Origin of the sequence: Sporosarcina sp. JAI121, from assembly GCF_013408665.1 — a bacterium.
Taxonomy (GTDB): domain Bacteria; phylum Bacillota; class Bacilli; order Bacillales_A; family Planococcaceae; genus Sporosarcina.
The window spans coordinates 1,963,320-1,980,353 of record NZ_JACCCL010000001.1 but is presented as its reverse complement, the minus strand read 5'-3'; the positions used below and the strand labels follow the sequence as shown (position 1 = coordinate 1,980,353).

Here is a 17,034-nt window from a genome sequence, read left to right as displayed (position 1 = left end):
GGAACGATATTTTGTTGGGTACAATTAAAGCCCGAAAGTTTTAATTACCCTTCCGAAAGTAAACACGCATATTAATAAATCGGGTTAGTCAAATCTATGAGATTCCTTATGAAGTGCTTAGCTTATTTCTGGTCTTTAGTCCTGATTTCATTAAATTTGTACGCTCCTTCTGTATCATTTCAGAGTTATAAGGAAACCTTCTCCAGTAAACTTCGTACATAACTATGAGAGAGTATTTAAACTTTTACAAATTTAAAAGAGGGGAGCGAAATGTTTATCAACAGGAAATTATTGTGTAATAAAAAATATTGGAAGCAGTCGAACGTTATCGTTTTCGGGCAACTGATGAGGCGATACATATGAAACTACTCGACGTCCTCCCATTCCTGTATGGACTCCGTCAAAACATCGCGATGCTTAATCGTCTTGGAAACGAAATGGAATCAATCCATAGATCGGTCGAAGGACTCGTTACGCTGGAAGATTCACTGAAAGGTGAAGGAGGAAATGCAATCCGCGCGTTTTACGCAGACTGTCATTTGCCGTTCCTTCAATTTTTCACGACATTTCAGACCATCTTTTCTAATGTCTTAAAACGGATGGAGGGTGCCCTTGATGCACTCGAATCAGATCCGTCAGGTATTATCCATGAGCGTTTCCTGGAAGGAGAAATCGAACATGGGTTGCGGAACATTGTGCAACTAACGGAAAGTTTAACGAGTGAAGCAAACAGTTTCATGAGTCAAGTTGCTGACATCGTCGCCCTCCCGCATCTCGATGATAGCGAAGTGCAGTATGGTGTCCGCAATGCTAAAATTAAGCGAGACGATACCATCACGAAACTGCATGAATTTGATGCAACCCAGACGACCGCATTGATGCCGATTGAGCATGATCTCATGACGATGGAATCATGGATTGCGGATATCGAAGGATTGTTCACAGATGGGCTAACTGACATCCATTTCCCAGCCAGTCATTGGACAGCCATCTCTTCAAAAAACAAGCTGAAGACAGATTTGGCACTTCGTTCAACTGCAAAGGCCGGTCTTCCTGTCATGACGGGCGTAGATGGTCAACCGACAACGACGTTAGGGACGCTATTAGCCGGTGGAAATACAATTCGATTTGGCTATGGAATTATTAATGGGACGGGTAGTCTTTATGGGCCTAGTATTTTATCTCTTCCAGGTATGTCGACACAGGCAAGTCCGATTGATAGGTTGAGTGAAAAAAGTACCTCCGAAGATGAACAATTAAAAGTGCTCTTTGCGGCGTTGGCAAAACAACCTCCCGTAGGAAATCAAAAAAACTACTATCCAATTGACCCGGATACGGGCGATTATGCGTTCACATTTGAGGGCGTGAGGAAAGTCGTAGGCGGAAATGGTTCAGGAACCCCGGACGGCTTCGCTCCGTACGCAGTGGCAGCGTTTGATTTCTATACGGAAGATATTGGTACCATGCTTAGTGTGGATGCGACAGCAAACCAGAGATTGGAAGCTGCAGCTTTTACATTCATAAAACCTGCCAAGGGACTGGGTATGGTACATGATGCTTCTAAGGCTAAGGATGTTGGTAAGGTTATAGATATTGATAAACCTCTATTACCGGGAGAAGGAAAAGTTGGAACATATGAAGAATTAATAGATGCTGGAACACGTGGAGATAACATTACACCACATCATATGCCTTCTGCAAAATATATGCAAATAAATGCAGGAGTTAATAAAAATGATGGAGTAAGTATGAATATGGAACATCCTCATCCAGGAAAAGGAGGTAGACACCGTCAAACTGAAACATATGGAATGACTGGTAAGAGATTAGAAGATTATCTCAACCTTCAAATACGTGATGCTTTAGCACGTGATATTATGGATGCAAGAAATATTTATAAAAAAGAAGGGCTTTATACTCCTGAGATACGTTTAGGTTTATTGGAAGTAATAAAATTAAATAAAAAAAAGTATCCAGATATGATTGAAAGATAATAGGAGGTAGGCGTAATTGGACATTTCAGTCGAACTTACTGAATTAAAGAATAATCGTTTATTAAGAGATGAGAATGAAGTAGAAAAATTTGAGCAATCTATTGAAAATATATTAAAGATGGAAGATTTTAATCATATAGAAATATTGTGTCAAGGGTTTGATGACTTAACTGAAAACGATGAAGTTATGTTTGGGCTAATTCATGCAATTGAGTCGTATGATAACATTGTTGGTTCTGAAGCATCATTGAAGATATTAGCAAATTCTATACCTAAAATGCTTCCTCATGCTCAGGAATGGTTAAAGATACTTCACAAGAGGATATTAAATCATGAACCATCCAGAAATATTTATAAAAAAATTATACCCACATTGAACAATGATGTTCAGGACTATATTGTTTCCCAATTAACTAGTATTATAGAAAAAAACCCAAGTCGTTTTGAGGAAAGTGTGAATTCAATAATAGATTACTTAAAGTGATTAAAAAACCTTGATTGGCAACATGCCCTTCAAGGTTTTTAAATGGGGTGGAGTACCGAATATTTGACGATTACAAAACAACCTCCCGTAGGAAATCAAAAAAACGACTATCCAATTGACCCGAATACGGGTGATTATGCGTTCACATTCGAGGGCATGAGGAAAGTCGTAGGCGGAAATGGTTCAGGAACCCCGGACGGCTTCGCTCCGTACGCAGTGGCAGCGTTTGATTTCTATGCGGATGCGACAGCAAACCAGAGATTGGAAGCTGCAGCTTTTACTTTCATTCAACCTGCTAGGAATATGCAAAGTTGGAATTAGAAAACCGATATCGTGATTGGAATTCAAAAGTTGTGATTACACACCACAACTCACCGTCTTTTCCTAGCCGCCAGCGCCTTCGCTTTCCCTGCATTTGCAAAATGCCACTTCGTCAACGATTTCAACGTGACTTCGCCGCTTTTCAATAAAATCTTGGCAGCCACCTCATCCACTTTCGGCCCAGCGCCTTTTGGAAGTGTCATTCCTGCAATACCACTCAACCGGTCCATTTCTTCTAAAAACGCAACGCGCGCAATAATTGAAGCAGCTGCAACCGACATATGAAGGCCTTCCGCTTTCGTCGAAAACAGCACATTCTCCCGTACAATTTCAGGCTCCGCTTTAATATGATTATAATAGATGCCACGTTCCGCAAATTGGTCAATCAAAATATAATCGGGTCTCTCGCCATCCATTTTTCGAAGGACATGCTTAAGTGCCTGATTATGAAGTAAGGCTTTAATCTTCCCTTGAGACCAACCGCTCGCTTGCACTTCATTATATTTCGCGTTTTCAAGCGTCAATACACTATGAATAAGCGCTTCCCGCAAATCAGGGGCGATTTTCCGCATAAGGTCATCCGTCAGCATTTTTGAATCTTTTACTCCGAGTTCGCGCACTAGTTCGACCTGATCGGCACGGACGAAACAAGCAGCAACCGTGACAGGTCCGAAGAAATCACCCGTTCCAGTTTCATCGGATCCGAGTACTGATAGTTCAGCTAGGCGATCAGGCAGCGAATCGCCTTTTTTTTTCACTGCAGCTGAGCCTGCCTTACCTTCAGCTTTACCCCAGCGCGCTGCCTCCCGTTCGGATCCTGCGCCTTGGAACAGCACTTTACCAGATTTGTAGGCGGTAATGGATGTATCCGGTAGCTTTGCGGCAAAAACGACTCCTGGGGCATTACGTACGATTTTAGAAGACGTATAATGACTTATCACTCTTTTCATAACTTGATCATTTACAATAATTACTTGATTACTCAATTTATAACTTCCTTTCGTCGACTTATTTCACAACTAAAACAGTTTCGTGGTATGATTGGTAACAGAGTTTTTACGTAGGAGGTTGTAGCATTGGCAGACGAACAGAAGACGCGCATAGCGGTTGACATATACGGTCAGACCTATAAAATGGTCGGTACCGAGACAAGCACTCATATGCGGCTGGTCGCTTCGCTGGTTGATGAACGGATGAGGGAAATCAGTGCCCATAATCCCTACCTAGACAGTACGAAGATCGCTGTGTTAACCGCCGTTAATAGTGTACATGATAATCTTAAATTAAAAGCGCAAGTTGAACAAATGGAAATAGAATTGAATAAGTTGAAGGGTTGACGGTATTACATGCTTGACTTACTAATTATTATCCTCCTGTTCGGGGGGCTTGTCACTGGATTCAGACGGGGACTAATCGTACAAATTATACATATGACAGGATTCATCATCGCACTAGCTGTCGCTTATTCATACTACAAGCAACTTGCAGAAAAATTTGTCCTTTGGATTCCCTATCCAGGTGTTACGGCCGGATCAAAATTATCTATGTCGGTCGACAAGCTTGATCTTGACGAGACGTTCTACCGCTTACTGGCATTCGTTTTGATATTTCTCGTCGTCAAATTCGTCTTTCAGCTCATTGCGTCCATGTTTGATTTCCTGACGTATTTACCCGTCCTTGGTTTTTTGGCCCGTATTACGGGAGCTGTTTTCGGATTTATCGAGTTTTATATACTTATGTTCCTGATCCTCTATTTGCTGGCCATGTTGCCGATAGATTTTGTCCAAGATCAGATAAGTAATTCACTGCTTGCAAAATCAATGTTCGAACATACGCCGCTGTTATCCGAAACTGTGAAAAAATGGTGGTATATCTATACAAATTAACGGCTTCCCCCTTTCTGGAGGGAAGCTTTTTTCTAGAAAGGAAGAGCTTTCATTGAATAAAAAAACGATTATCCGCACGTTTGAAAAAATTGCATTATATATGGAATTGCTAGGGGAGAACCATTTCAAAGTATCCGCTTTCAGAAAAGCGGCCAACGTACTTGAGCTGGATCCGCGCAGCTTATCCGAAATGGATGATATTTTAAAGCTGAAAGGGATCGGTAAAGGGACAGGTGCTGTCATCACCGATTTGTTGGAAAAGGGCGAATCTGAACTTCTGAAAGAAATGGAAGAGGCGGTGCCAAAAGGACTTATCCCTATGTTGAAAATTCCGGGACTCGGCGGCAAAAAAATCGCCAAACTGCGTGAAGCGATCGCTATCGATTCAATCGAGTCGCTACATGCAGCATGCGTTGCCGGGGAGGTCAGCAAAGTTCCTGGTTTCGGCAAGAAGACCGAGGAGAATTTTTTAAAAGAAATTGAAATTCTGGGAACTAGGCAAGGAAAGTTCCCGATTTGGCAAATGGAAAAAGTGGTCACGTTCGTTGAACAGGAACTTCGGTTGATTCCAGAAATCAACCATTTTTCTGTCGCCGGAAGTTACCGCCGGACGGAAGAAGAAAGCAGTGATGTGGACTTCATTATAGTGACGGACGAACCAACAACCGTACGGGAAAAACTGCTTGCCGCATTGCCGCTTCTATCCACGATTGCGGCAGGGGATTCAAAACTATCTGTGACACTCGACTTGGAAGAAGCGATTGATGCCGATTTCCGTTTCGTGAAAGCGGAACAGTTTGCAAGTGCCATCCATCATTTCACTGGTTCGAAAGACCATAATGTCCGGATGCGTCAATTAGCGAAATCTAACGGCATGAAGATAAGTGAATACGGAGTGGAGAATGAGGACGGTTCTATCAAGACATTCGATTCGGAAGAACAGTTCTTTGCCCGCTTTGGATTGCCGTTCATTCCTCCCGCGGTCCGCAGAAATGGCACAGAAATCGATCGTGTCGATGAACTTGCCGGTTTGGTGGCAATAGAGGATATCCGTTCAGACCTCCATATGCATACGACATGGTCGGACGGTGGGTACTCGATCCGTGAAATGGTTGAGGCGTGCCGCGCTAAAGGCTATACCTATATGGTCATCACAGATCATACGCAATACTTGAAAGTTGCAAACGGTCTCACGGCGCAACGTCTGCGCGAACAAATAGCGGAAATTCGATTGTTAAATAAAGAATACGATGACATTGAAATCTTTTGTGGAACTGAAATGGACATTCTTCCCGATGCAACGCTTGATTTTGATGATGACCTTCTCAGTGAACTTGATTTTGTTATCGCGTCCATTCATTCCAACTTTAGCCAATCGCAGGAAGTGATTATGGAACGGCTTCATGCAGCGATTAAAAATCCTCATGTCGATATGATTGCACACCCGACTGGTCGTATCATCGGTCAACGGGAAGGATATGATCCCGATGTACCTCAACTCATTCAGTGGGCGAAAAAGTATGATAAAATACTCGAGTTGAATGCAAGTCCATATCGTCTTGATCTTGCGATGGACCACCTTATCATGGCGCAGGAAGCAGGAGTCAAGATTGCCATCAATACAGACGCACACGCAATTGATCAACTAAGATATATGAATATAGGTGTAAACTATGCCAAGAAAGCTTGGCTCAAAAAAGAGACGGTCGTCAATACGTGGCCGCTTGATAAATTTATCCGCGATATAGTGCGGAAGTGAGAGGAAGTGTAAGACATTGGAAAAACGTGTCTTAAAAACACTTGAGTTCGATAAAATCCGGGATATGGCAGCAACCCATTGCACCTCAGTTGCCGGTCGTTCCTATATGGAAAAATTAGTACCTGTCAGCGATTTTGATGAAGTTGTAAAATTACTTGAGGAAACGGACGAAGGATTATCGATACTTCGTGTCCGCGGAAATGTGCCGATGGGGGGGATTAGTGATATCAGACCCCACGCCAAACGTGCGCAAATGGGCGGCATGCTGAGTGCATATGAATTGATGGAAACGGCTAACACAATCCGGGCAAGTCGTGTTCTGCGACAATTCATAGAAGCGATAGTGGCAGATGAAGATATTGAAATACCCCACTTCATAGCGAAAAAGGATGCCATTCCCGTATTGACAGGACTGGAACATGAGATCAATGCATCCATTGATGACAATGGGCATGTTGTTGACAGTGCATCGGGGGCGCTTCGCACAATTCGGCAGGGGCTCCGCATTCAGGAAGGCCGCGTGCGGGAGAAGTTGGAAAGTTATACTCGCGGTAAAAATGCGGCGAAAATGTTATCCGACGCGATCGTTACAATCCGAAACGACCGCTATGTAATACCTGTTAAGTCGGAGTATCGCTCGCATTACCGCGGTGTCATTCATGACATGTCGTCTTCCGGTCAAACACTGTTCATCGAGCCGGATGCGGTCGTCCAAGCAAATAACGAGATCAGAAGATTGAAACTGCAGGAACAGGAAGAAATCGAGAAAATACTCATTGAGCTGTCAGCAAAAGTGCAGGAGGTCGCCCATGATCTCTTCATACTGGTCGCGATATTATCCGAAATTGATGTTATCCTTGCAAAAGCGAAATTTGGAGTAGCGAATAAATGCACGAAACCCGAAGTGAACAACAAAGGATATATCCGTTTGACGAAAGCGCGGCATCCACTGTTATCAATTGAAGAGGCGGTTGCGAATACGATTGAATTCGGCAAAGATATCACAACAATCGTTATTACAGGACCGAATACTGGCGGGAAGACTGTCACATTGAAAACGGTGGGCCTATGCACACTGATGGCGCAAGCAGGCCTTCCGATTCCGGCACTCGATGGTTCTGAAGTTGCTGTGTTCGATTCAGTCTATGCAGATATCGGGGACGAGCAATCGATTGAGCAAAGTCTTAGTACATTCTCGTCACATATGGTGAATATTGTCGACATTTTAAAGAAATACGATGACCGTTCCCTAATAATATTTGATGAGCTTGGTTCGGGAACAGATCCGCAGGAAGGGGCGGCCCTTGCCATCTCGATTCTGGATGAAGTACACGGTCGGGGAGCGAGGGTGATGGCGACAACCCATTATCCGGAGTTGAAAGCATATGGTTATAACCGGCCCGGCGTCGCTAACGCCAGTGTCGAATTTGATATTGATACACTAAGTCCGACATACCGCTTGCTCATCGGCGTTCCGGGACGCAGTAATGCGTTCGAAATATCAAAGCGTCTTGGATTGCAGGAACGTGTTATTAATCGTGCGAAAAAATTCACAGGCACCGACCGCGGAGAAGTGGATTCAATGATACTGTCACTGGAGACAAGCCGTGTCCAATCGGAAAAGGATGCAGAAGAAACACATGAAATCCTACTGGAAACAGATCGTTTGAAACGTGAACTGGAAGAAAAACTGTCCGAGTTCGACAATATGAAAGACCGCCTGGAAGAAAAAGCGAAAGAGAAAGCGAAAAAAATTATCGACGATGCAAGACGGGAGTCGGAAGCTGTTATTTCAGACTTGCGTGCAATGCGTCTAAATGCCGGCGTCAATGTTAAAGAGCATGAATTGATTGAAGCTCGAAAACGTCTCGAAGGTGCAGCTCCTTCGGAAGCGAAGAAGAAAGCGGTCAAAGCAAAGGCGGCCCCAAGAGCCCTTCAAACAGGTGATGAAGTGAAAGTGCTCAGTTACGGCCAAAAAGGGACGCTTATTGATAAAGTATCCGACAATGAATGGATTGTTCAAATCGGTATATTGAAAATGAAGCTCGACCAATCGGGGCTCGAATTTGTAAAACCTGAAAAAGAGAAACAACCTTATGTCTCGGCTTCTGTCAGAGGAAGAGATTCGTTCGTGAAACTGGAACTTGATCTACGTGGTGAGCGCTATGAAGACGCTCTTATCCGCACGGAGAAATATCTGGATGACGCACTTCTATCGAATTACCACCAAGTGTCAATCATTCACGGAAAAGGAACGGGAGCTTTAAGGACAGGTATCCAGCAATACTTGAAAAACCACAGCCGCGTGAAAACGTACAGGTTCGGCGAAGCTGGAGAAGGCGGACATGGCGTCACCGTTGTCGAACTGAAATAAATCAGTTTTGCAAGTTGATGTATTGAATATGTTGTATAAATCGGGTGTAGGCGCCTTGCCAGGGGCAGACTTCTTAAAAAACTTAAAAGTAATGTCTACTTCTTGAAACCTTTTACGTACTAATCCGTAAAGGAGGGATAGAACGTAAAAGGAGTTGAAAACATTGGAGAATACTGGATTTTGGAGCCATCCATTGGTAGAAACAGCAGGCTACTTCAGTGTAGTCGTCCTTTGTCTTATCGTTTCGATGGTGTTATTTGAACTTGTTACGAAATATAAGAACTGGGAAGAAATTCGAAAAGGGAACATTGCCGTTGCCCTTGCGACAGGCGGAAAAATTTTCGGTGTTGCAAATATATTCCGATATTCGATTGAACAGCATAATTCATTGCCACAAATGATCGGTTGGGGTTTATATGGATTCATCCTACTAATTTTCGCTTATTTATTGTTTGAATTCTTAACGCCTAAATTCAATATTGATAAAGAAATTGAATCGGACAATCGTTCCGTCGGCTTCATATCTTTGACGATTTCCGTGGGACTGTCATTCGTCATTGGGGCAAGTATTTCATAGGAGACGTGAATAGTGGAAAAACTATCAAAAATATTACTCGTTATCTGTATCCTGTTTATTGTAGTAGGTATTTACTGGATGACATCAAATACACCTTGACCGTTTCATTTCGGTCAAGGCTTTTTTATGAACTTTCAAATTTCTATTTGTAACCTGTTTCATTTACCTCTATAATTAAGAGTAGGAATATTCAAAGAATAGATGAGTAGAAAGAAGGGGGCTTTTATATGACAATGAGACCTTGGTTGGATTTATATCCCGCCGATATTTCAAAGACGCTCGACTATGAACGGATTCCTCTACAGGAATTTCTGACAAGATCCAGCGCGGAATATCCCGACAAGACCGCTATTCATTTTATGGGGAAAAATATTTCGTATAAAGAATTTCATCAATCGGCTTTGAAGTTCGCAAACTATTTATCCTCAATCGGTATTGGTAAAGGGGACCGAGTCGCAATCATGCTGCCGAACTGTCCGCAAGGAGCAATCGCCTACTACGGAATCCTATTTACGGGGGCAATCGTCGTTCAAACGAATCCTCTTTATACGGAGCGTGAAGTTGCCTACCAAATGGTAGATTCAGGTGCAAAAGCAATTATTTCATTAGATATCCTGTATCCAAGAATTTCGAAAGTCGTAAAAGATACAGCGCTGGAGCATGTCATCATTACAGGCATAAAAGATTACTTGCCATTCCCTAAAAATCTCATCTATCCATTCATCCAGAAAAAAGAACATGGTATTAAAGTGAAAGTCGAACACCGGGGGATGAATCATCTCTTTACTGAAATCATGAAAATCGCAAAACCTGATCCAATCGATTATGAATTCGATTACGATGAAGATGTTGCATTACTGCAATATACAGGGGGGACAACGGGACCGCCGAAAGGGGTCATGTTGACACATGCCAATCTTATTTCTAATGTCAAGATGTGTGACGAATGGCTGTACAAGTGCAAAAAGGGTGAAGAAGTGGTCATGGGTATTTTGCCTTTCTTCCATGTTTATGGGATGACAACGGTGCTGGTTCTTTCGGTCATGCAAGGGAATAAAATGGTGCTCATACCGAAATTCGATTTTGATACGGCGTTGAAATCAATCGATAAACAGAAACCGACGCTTTTCCCGGGCGCACCTACCATTTATATCGGTCTTTTAAACCATCCAGACCTCGCGAAATATGACCTATCTTCTATCAAGGCGTGTATTAGCGGTTCCGCGGCGTTGCCTGTTGAAATTCAAGAAAAGTTCGAGGAAATCACCGGAGGCAAACTTGTGGAAGGATATGGTCTAACGGAAACATCTCCAGTCACCCATGCAAATTTTGTGTGGTCGGAAGAACGCATCAAAGGGTCAGTCGGTGTTCCTTGGCCGGATACGGATTCTTGTATACTTGGTCCTGAATCATCGGAGCCGCTGAAGAATGGTGAAATCGGTGAAATTGCAGTCAAGGGTCCTCAAGTGATGAAAGGCTATTGGAACAGACCGGAAGAAACGGAACAGACTTTCCGCGACGGCTGGTTCATGACGGGAGATCTTGGATATATGGATGACAACGGTTACTTCTATGTTGTTGATAGAAAAAAAGATATAATCATAGCAAGCGGCTTTAATATTTACCCGCGGGAAATTGAAGAGGTCCTTTATGAGCATGAGGAAATACAAGAATGTGTCGTTGCAGGTGTTCCGGATGCATACAGAGGGGAAACCGTCAAAGCGTATATTGTCCTGAAACCGGGTGCTACTGTAACGGAAGAGGAATTAGATTCGTATTGCCGGGAAAATCTGGCGTCATTTAAAGTACCGCGACTTTATGAATTCCGTATGGAACTGCCAAAAACAGCAGTTGGAAAGATATTGCGCCGTGCGTTAGTTGATGAAGAGAAAAAGAAAGCCGAAAAGGAATTGCTTCCGTTGTAAGCTAAGGCTTGACTTAAATACAATTAACTACTAATATGAAAATATGAATGAATCATCATTCATATTTTCTTTTTGGTGGTGATTAGTAGTGAAACGCGATAAACCGAAATATAAACAAATCGTGGATGCAGCGGTAATTGTCATCGCTGAAAATGGATACCACCAGGCGCAAGTGTCCAAGATTGCGAAAGAAGCCGGCGTGGCGGACGGGACAATCTATCTTTATTTCAAAAATAAAGAGGATATCCTCATATCTGTTTTTAAGGAGAAAATGATGATCTTCGTCAATAATGTCGTAGCCATCTTGGAACAGGATATCGATACTTCTGAAAAACTGTTTAGAATGATTGACAGCCATTTCCGCATCCTCCATGAAGACCGGCACCTTGCGATTGTCACGCAACTTGAGCTCAGACAGTCGAATAAAGAGCTGCGACTTCGCATTAATGACGTTTTAAAAGAATATTTAATGCTTCTCGATGCCATTTTGAAAGAGGGAATTGTAAGAGGCGCGCTCGATGCAAGCCTTGATATCAGACTTGCTAGACAAATGGTCTTCGGAACAATTGACGAAACAATCACTTCATGGGTGATGAATGATCAAAAATATGATTTAATGAAACTATCACCTGAAGTACATAGGTTGATAATGAATGGCATGAAAGCTTAAAAAGGGATGGGATGAAATGGAGTTTCTGAAATTAGTCATTGAAGACGGGGTAGCTGTTGCGACAATTGACAGACCTCCTGCGAATGCGCTTTCACGTGCACTTATACTGGAAGTGGACGCACTTCTTGATCAGGTGGAGAGAGACGAATCTGTACGGGTCATCGTTTTTCATGGTGAAGGTAAATTCTTCTCGGCCGGGGCGGATATCAAAGAATTTACTTCTGTCACTTCGGGCGATGAGTTTTCCAAACTTTCGGCAAGTGGACAAGAAGTATTTGAAAGGCTGGAACAATTTTTAAAACCGGTAATTGCCGCCATTCATGGAGCGGCGCTCGGTGGGGGACTTGAACTTGGGATGGCCTGTCACATGCGTATCGTAACTGAAAAGGCGAAGCTTGGATTGCCGGAATTGCAATTGGGACTTATTCCCGGATTTGCTGGAACACAGCGTCTTCCACGGTATGTCGGCATGCCGAAAGCGGCGGAGATGTTACTGACGAGCGATCCAATCAGCGGAGAAGAAGCAGTCCGGTTAGGGCTCGCAAACCAAGCCTATTCTGACGAAGAACTGTTGCCTAAAACAATGGAACTTGCGAAAAAAATTGCCAAGAAAAGCCCTGTCGCAGTGAAAGCTGCAATGAGGATGCTGCAATATTCGAAGCCCAGTTCTTATTATGAAGGCGTGAAAGCGGAAGCTGACTCGTTCGGCGAAGTTTTCGTCTCAGAAGATGCAAATGAAGGAATTCAGGCATTTCTAGAAAAGCGTGTACCGGTATTCAAAGGGAAATAACCAAAAGTTGAGGGGGCTTACAATATGAATATTTATGTATTAGTAAAGCGGACATTTGATACAGAGGAAAAGATTACGATTACAAACGGTAAAATCGCCGAAGATGGTGCAGAGTTCATCATCAACCCTTATGACGAATATGCGATTGAAGAAGCCATCCAAGTACGGGATGCAAATGACGGTGAAGTGACTGTCATTACAATTGGCGGAGAAGACGCGGAAAAACAACTTCGCACCGCACTTGCAATGGGAGCGGACAAAGCGGTTCTTATCAATACTGAAGATGACCTTGACGAGATGGATGAATTCACATCTGCAAAAATCATCGCCGAGTACTTGAAAGACAAAGAAGCTGATCTGATCCTTGCAGGAAACGTAGCGATTGACGGTGGTTCCGGCCAAGTCGGTCCGCGTGTTGCCGAACTTCTGGGCATCAATTACGTCACGACAATCACGAACCTTGAAATCGATGGTACGTCCGTCAAAATCATTCGTGATGTTGAAGGGGATTCCGAAACGATCGAAACGTCTCTGCCGCTATTGGTGACAGCGCAACAAGGACTTAACGAACCACGTTATCCATCACTTCCAGGCATCATGAAGGCGAAGAAAAAGCCTCTTGAGGAGCTTGAGCTTGATGATCTTGACCTTGAAGAAGATGACGTAGAAGCAAAAACGGAAACAATAGAAATTTATTTGCCGCCGCAAAAAGCTGCTGGCCGCGTCCTTGAAGGCGATATTCCTGATCAAGTAAAAGAACTTGTGAATCTGCTTAAAACTGAAGCTAAAGTAATCTAATCTGACTTTCAATTGTAATGGGGAGGGACTATTCATGTCTAAAAAAGTAATAGTACTTGGGGAAGCACGAGAAGGAGCATTGCGCAACGTTTCATTCGAAGCGATTGCGGCTGCTAAAAAGATTTCCGGCGGCGGAGAAGTTGTTGGGGTGTTGCTCGGCGATGCTGTTCAGTCGCTGGCGGAAGAAATGATTCATTATGGAGCTGACCGCGTCATCACTGTGGAACATCCACATTTGAAACTGTATACGTCCGACGGATTCAGCCAGGCGTTCATGGCGGTTTTCGAGAAAGAGCAGCCGGAAGCGGTTGTTTTTGGACATACGGCACTCGGAAAAGACTTGTCGCCTAAGATTGCAAGTAAACTTGCATCCGGTCTGATTTCTGATGTAACGACCATTGAAGGTGAAGGCGATGATGCGGTGTTCATCCGTCCTATATTCTCAGGTAAAGCATTTGAAAAAGTGAAAAACAAAGAAGGACTACTGTTCATCACCGTCCGTCCGAATAACATTGCACCATTATCTCATGATGCAAGCCGCACAGGTGACGTAGCCGCAGTGTCGGTTGATGTTACTAATCTTCGTACAATCATTTCTGAAGTTATCCGCAAATCAACGGATGGCGTCGATCTATCAGAAGCGAAAGTCGTTGTTGCTGGCGGTCGCGGTGTGAAAAGTGCTGAAGGATTCGAGCCGTTGCAGGAACTAGCGAATCTCTTGGGCGGAGCAATCGGAGCTTCACGCGGAGCTTGTGACGCGGATTACTGTGATTATTCTTTACAAATCGGCCAAACAGGTAAAGTCGTAACGCCGGATCTGTACATTGCCGCGGGTATCTCCGGTGCTATCCAACATATGGCCGGCATGTCCAACTCAAAAGTGATCGTGGCCATCAATAAAGATTCAGAAGCGAATATTTTCAAAGTGGCCGACTACGGAATCGTTGGTGATCTCTTCGATGTCATTCCAATGATGATTGAAGAGATTAAAAAAATAAAAACAAACTGATTGGATTAGAAGCTCCCTTATTAGTGGGGAGCTTCTTTCGTTAGGCAAGCATATATTTAGCCCGCTATATTTGAGCGTGCTATACTACAGACATAGGTTATTTATTAAGAGGAGGAAATTTATTATGGCTATTATTCACGCGACAGACCAGAATTTTGATGAGAATATTAAAGAAGGATTAGTCCTTGTTGACTTTTGGGCACCTTGGTGCGGACCTTGTAAAATGATCGCTCCAGTTCTTGAAGAACTTGATGGCGAAATCGAGGGGCAAGCAAGTATCGTAAAAGTGGACGTAGATGACAACCAGGAAACAGCTGGTAAATACGGCATCATGTCAATCCCTACATTGGTTCTTTTCAAAAACGGAGAGATTGTTGACAAAGTTGTCGGTTTCAAACCGAAAGAAGCACTTGCAGAATTGATTTCAAAACACGCGTAATTTAGCAATTTAATTCGGCAAAGGTTTGAACCTTTGCCGAATTAAAAGCCTCCGGCGGATGCCCTAGATTTTGAAAGGAGTCAATTGAGCAAGCTCAATTCAAAATCTAGGCGCAAATACGCCGAGGCGTATTTGATAGAATAACCGGGGCCCTTCATTGGCACCCGGTTTTTTGGTAGGTGATCTAATATGAATGAGTTAATCGCAGAAAAACTGGCTATTTTACCAGAGTTGCCGGGTTGTTATTTGATGAAGGACAGACAAGGGACAATCATCTATGTTGGTAAAGCGAAAGTGTTGAAAAATCGGGTTCGCAGTTATTTTACAGGTAGCCATGATGGAAAAACACAGCGATTAGTAGGGGAAATCATAGACTTTGAATATATTGTTACGTCTTCTGATCTTGAAGCACTTATCCTTGAGTTGAATCTCATCAAACAATATGATCCAAAATACAATATCATGCTAAAAGATGATAAGACGTACCCTTACTTGAAATTAACGGCAGAGCGCCATCCGAAACTGATCATTACAAGGCAGGTAAAAAAGGATAAAGGGAAATATTTTGGCCCCTATCCGCATGCTTATGCCGCAAGCGAAACAAAAAAACTGCTCGATCGGCTATACCCATACCGGAAATGTCTGACGATGCCTGACCGAGTCTGTCTGTATTACCATCTCGGTCAGTGCCTTGCCCCTTGTGTCAATGAAGTGGGCGGGGAGACGTACAAGGAAATGGTGGATGACATCAGCCGTTTTTTAAACGGCGGTTATAAGACTGTGAAAAAAGAATTGACGGTAAAGATGTCCGCAGCCGCGGCAAACTTGGAATTTGAACGTGCGAAAGAGTACCGGGATCAGATTGCTAATATTGAAGCCGTGATGGAAAAACAAACGATTACGATGAATGATTTTACTGACCGTGATATTTTCGGATTCGCGGTTGACAATGGCTGGATGTGCGTCCAAATCTTTTTCGTTCGGCAAGGGAAGCTGATAGAACGGGATGTGTCACTTTTCCCGATTTATCAAGAACCGGAAGAAGAACTGTTGACGTTCATCGGACAATTTTACGGAAAATCCCAACACTTGATTCCGAAAGAAATTCTTTTACCCCAAGGGGTCGACAGTGAAATCGTGCGTCGGCTTCTAGAAGTGAACGTGTTCATACCTCAACGGGGTAAAAAGAAAGATCTCGTTAACCTTGCTATCAAAAATGCTGAAATTTCTTTGAAAGAAAAATTCCAACTGCTTGAACGGCAGGAATCCCGTACGATCGGTGCTTGTGAAGAACTCGGCGAAGCGATGAACATCTCCATCCCATTGCGCATTGAAGCATTTGATAATTCGCATACGTATGGTGCAGATGCGGTCTCTGCAATGGTTTCGTTTGTCGACGGGAAACCGAACAGAAAAGATTACAGGAAGTATAAAACAATGGATGCAGCCGCGCATGACGATTACGCTGCAATGCGTGAAGTCGTACGCAGACGCTATATCCGTGTGTTGAAAGACAATTTGCCATTACCCGATCTTATCGTCATCGACGGTGGTAAAGGGCATATGGAAGCGGCACGGGAAATCATTGAGGATGAATTGAACTTGTCCATTCCGATTGCAGGACTGGCAAAAGACGACAAACACCAGACGGGGCAGCTCCTGTATGGGAATCCGATTGAAATGATTCCGCTGAAAAAAACGAGTGAGGCATTTTATTTGTTACAGCGGATTCAAGACGAAGTTCACCGATTTGCGATTACGTTCCATAGACAGCGACGCGAAAGTAATTCGTTAACGTCAGCGCTGGATGGATTGCCAGGCGTCGGACCAAAGCGGAAAACGTTATTGTTGAAACATTTCGAGTCGGTCAAAAAAATTCGAGAAGCATCTGTTGAGCAGTTACAAGAGGCGGGCTTGCCGATGGCTGTAGCAGAATCCGTTGCAACTTATTTTCGCAAGGAATCATTGCAAGAAAAAAAGTAATGTGGTAAAGTGAACGCACTGAATT

General features: G+C 43.4%; 16 protein-coding genes. 15 read left to right on the top strand and 1 reads right to left on the bottom strand.

The features are described 5' to 3' along the window. The first annotated feature begins 359 nt into the window (after positions 1 to 359). From HDC33_RS09305 to HDC33_RS09295, 3 genes are all read left to right on the top strand, one after another. Positions 360 to 1,994 (top strand): ribonuclease YeeF family protein, encoded by a 1,635-nt coding sequence (locus HDC33_RS09305; protein WP_179392168.1) that lies wholly within the window; start codon positions 360 to 362, stop codon positions 1,992 to 1,994. 16 nt (positions 1,995 to 2,010) lie between these two features. Beyond that, positions 2,011 to 2,478: an Imm30 family immunity protein gene (locus HDC33_RS09300; protein WP_179392167.1), complete on the top strand. Its 468-nt coding sequence runs from the start codon at positions 2,011 to 2,013 to the stop codon at positions 2,476 to 2,478. A gap of 63 nt (positions 2,479 to 2,541) precedes the next feature. Next, entirely contained in the window at positions 2,542 to 2,799 is a 258-nt protein-coding gene (locus HDC33_RS09295; RefSeq protein WP_179392166.1) for a hypothetical protein, read from the top strand. Between the two features lie 50 nt (positions 2,800 to 2,849). On the opposite strand, the gene rnhC is transcribed toward HDC33_RS09295, so the two are convergent. Next, positions 2,850 to 3,785 carry a ribonuclease HIII gene (gene rnhC, locus HDC33_RS09290; RefSeq protein ID WP_179392165.1) on the bottom strand — a complete coding sequence of 312 codons (936 nt, stop codon included), beginning with the start codon at positions 3,783 to 3,785 and terminating at the stop codon, positions 2,850 to 2,852. A 90-nt stretch (positions 3,786 to 3,875) separates the two neighbouring features. Here rnhC and zapA point away from each other — a divergent pair, with 90 nt between their 5' ends. The 12 genes from zapA to uvrC all read left to right on the top strand — a co-directional run bounded on the left by zapA (position 3,876) and on the right by uvrC (position 17,009). Further along, positions 3,876 to 4,136, top strand: coding sequence for a cell division protein ZapA (gene zapA / locus HDC33_RS09285; protein WP_179392164.1), 261 nt, complete (start codon positions 3,876 to 3,878; stop codon positions 4,134 to 4,136). Between the two features lie 9 nt (positions 4,137 to 4,145). After that, complete coding sequence (locus HDC33_RS09280; RefSeq protein ID WP_179392163.1) at positions 4,146 to 4,685, top strand: CvpA family protein; 540 nt, start codon at positions 4,146 to 4,148, stop codon at positions 4,683 to 4,685. Positions 4,686 to 4,737: 52 nt separating this feature from the next. Continuing rightward, positions 4,738 to 6,444, top strand: a complete 1,707-nt coding sequence (gene polX, locus HDC33_RS09275) for a DNA polymerase/3'-5' exonuclease PolX (protein ID WP_179392162.1) — start codon at positions 4,738 to 4,740, stop codon at positions 6,442 to 6,444. Between the two features lie 64 nt (positions 6,445 to 6,508). Beyond that, the gene (locus HDC33_RS09270) at positions 6,509 to 8,818 is read left to right on the top strand and encodes an endonuclease MutS2 (protein ID WP_370457462.1); all 2,310 of its coding nucleotides are present in this window, start codon (positions 6,509 to 6,511) and stop codon (positions 8,816 to 8,818) included. A 163-nt stretch (positions 8,819 to 8,981) separates the two neighbouring features. Next, positions 8,982 to 9,395 carry a DUF350 domain-containing protein gene (locus tag HDC33_RS09265; RefSeq protein ID WP_179392160.1) on the top strand — a complete coding sequence of 138 codons (414 nt, stop codon included), beginning with the start codon at positions 8,982 to 8,984 and terminating at the stop codon, positions 9,393 to 9,395. A gap of 227 nt (positions 9,396 to 9,622) precedes the next feature. Further along, positions 9,623 to 11,320, top strand: coding sequence for an AMP-binding protein (locus HDC33_RS09260; RefSeq protein WP_179392159.1), 1,698 nt, complete (start codon positions 9,623 to 9,625; stop codon positions 11,318 to 11,320). Positions 11,321 to 11,408: 88 nt separating this feature from the next. After that, positions 11,409 to 11,990 carry a fatty acid metabolism transcriptional regulator FadR gene (locus HDC33_RS09255; RefSeq protein ID WP_179392158.1) on the top strand — a complete coding sequence of 194 codons (582 nt, stop codon included), beginning with the start codon at positions 11,409 to 11,411 and terminating at the stop codon, positions 11,988 to 11,990. Between the two features lie 16 nt (positions 11,991 to 12,006). Next, a complete protein-coding gene (locus HDC33_RS09250) occupies positions 12,007 to 12,780 on the top strand; it encodes an enoyl-CoA hydratase (RefSeq protein ID WP_179392157.1) in 774 nt (257 codons plus the stop codon). Positions 12,781 to 12,804: 24 nt separating this feature from the next. Continuing rightward, positions 12,805 to 13,578 carry an electron transfer flavoprotein subunit beta/FixA family protein gene (locus HDC33_RS09245; protein ID WP_179392156.1) on the top strand — a complete coding sequence of 258 codons (774 nt, stop codon included), beginning with the start codon at positions 12,805 to 12,807 and terminating at the stop codon, positions 13,576 to 13,578. A gap of 34 nt (positions 13,579 to 13,612) precedes the next feature. Beyond that, positions 13,613 to 14,587: an electron transfer flavoprotein subunit alpha/FixB family protein gene (locus HDC33_RS09240; protein WP_179392155.1), complete on the top strand. Its 975-nt coding sequence runs from the start codon at positions 13,613 to 13,615 to the stop codon at positions 14,585 to 14,587. 124 nt (positions 14,588 to 14,711) lie between these two features. After that, a complete protein-coding gene (gene trxA, locus HDC33_RS09235) occupies positions 14,712 to 15,026 on the top strand; it encodes a thioredoxin (RefSeq protein WP_179392154.1) in 315 nt (104 codons plus the stop codon). 189 nt (positions 15,027 to 15,215) lie between these two features. After that, a complete protein-coding gene (gene uvrC, locus HDC33_RS09230) occupies positions 15,216 to 17,009 on the top strand; it encodes an excinuclease ABC subunit UvrC (protein WP_179392153.1) in 1,794 nt (597 codons plus the stop codon). Positions 17,010 to 17,034 lie beyond the last annotated feature (25 nt).

What these genes read in the sequence shown, in the direction of transcription:
- HDC33_RS09245 (WP_179392156.1), top strand. Translation starts at nt 12,805, where the DNA reads ATGAATATTTATGTATTAGTAAAGCGGACATTTGATACAGAGGAAAAG.
- HDC33_RS09260 (WP_179392159.1), top strand. Translation starts at nt 9,623, where the DNA reads ATGACAATGAGACCTTGGTTGGATTTATATCCCGCCGATATTTCAAAG.
- HDC33_RS09305 (WP_179392168.1), top strand. Translation starts at nt 360, where the DNA reads ATGAAACTACTCGACGTCCTCCCATTCCTGTATGGACTCCGTCAAAAC.
- uvrC (WP_179392153.1), top strand. Translation starts at nt 15,216, where the DNA reads ATGAATGAGTTAATCGCAGAAAAACTGGCTATTTTACCAGAGTTGCCG.
- HDC33_RS09240 (WP_179392155.1), top strand. Translation starts at nt 13,613, where the DNA reads ATGTCTAAAAAAGTAATAGTACTTGGGGAAGCACGAGAAGGAGCATTG.
- HDC33_RS09250 (WP_179392157.1), top strand. Translation starts at nt 12,007, where the DNA reads ATGGAGTTTCTGAAATTAGTCATTGAAGACGGGGTAGCTGTTGCGACA.
- trxA (WP_179392154.1), top strand. Translation starts at nt 14,712, where the DNA reads ATGGCTATTATTCACGCGACAGACCAGAATTTTGATGAGAATATTAAA.
- HDC33_RS09280 (WP_179392163.1), top strand. Translation starts at nt 4,146, where the DNA reads ATGCTTGACTTACTAATTATTATCCTCCTGTTCGGGGGGCTTGTCACT.
- HDC33_RS09270 (WP_370457462.1), top strand. Translation starts at nt 6,509, where the DNA reads ATGGCAGCAACCCATTGCACCTCAGTTGCCGGTCGTTCCTATATGGAA.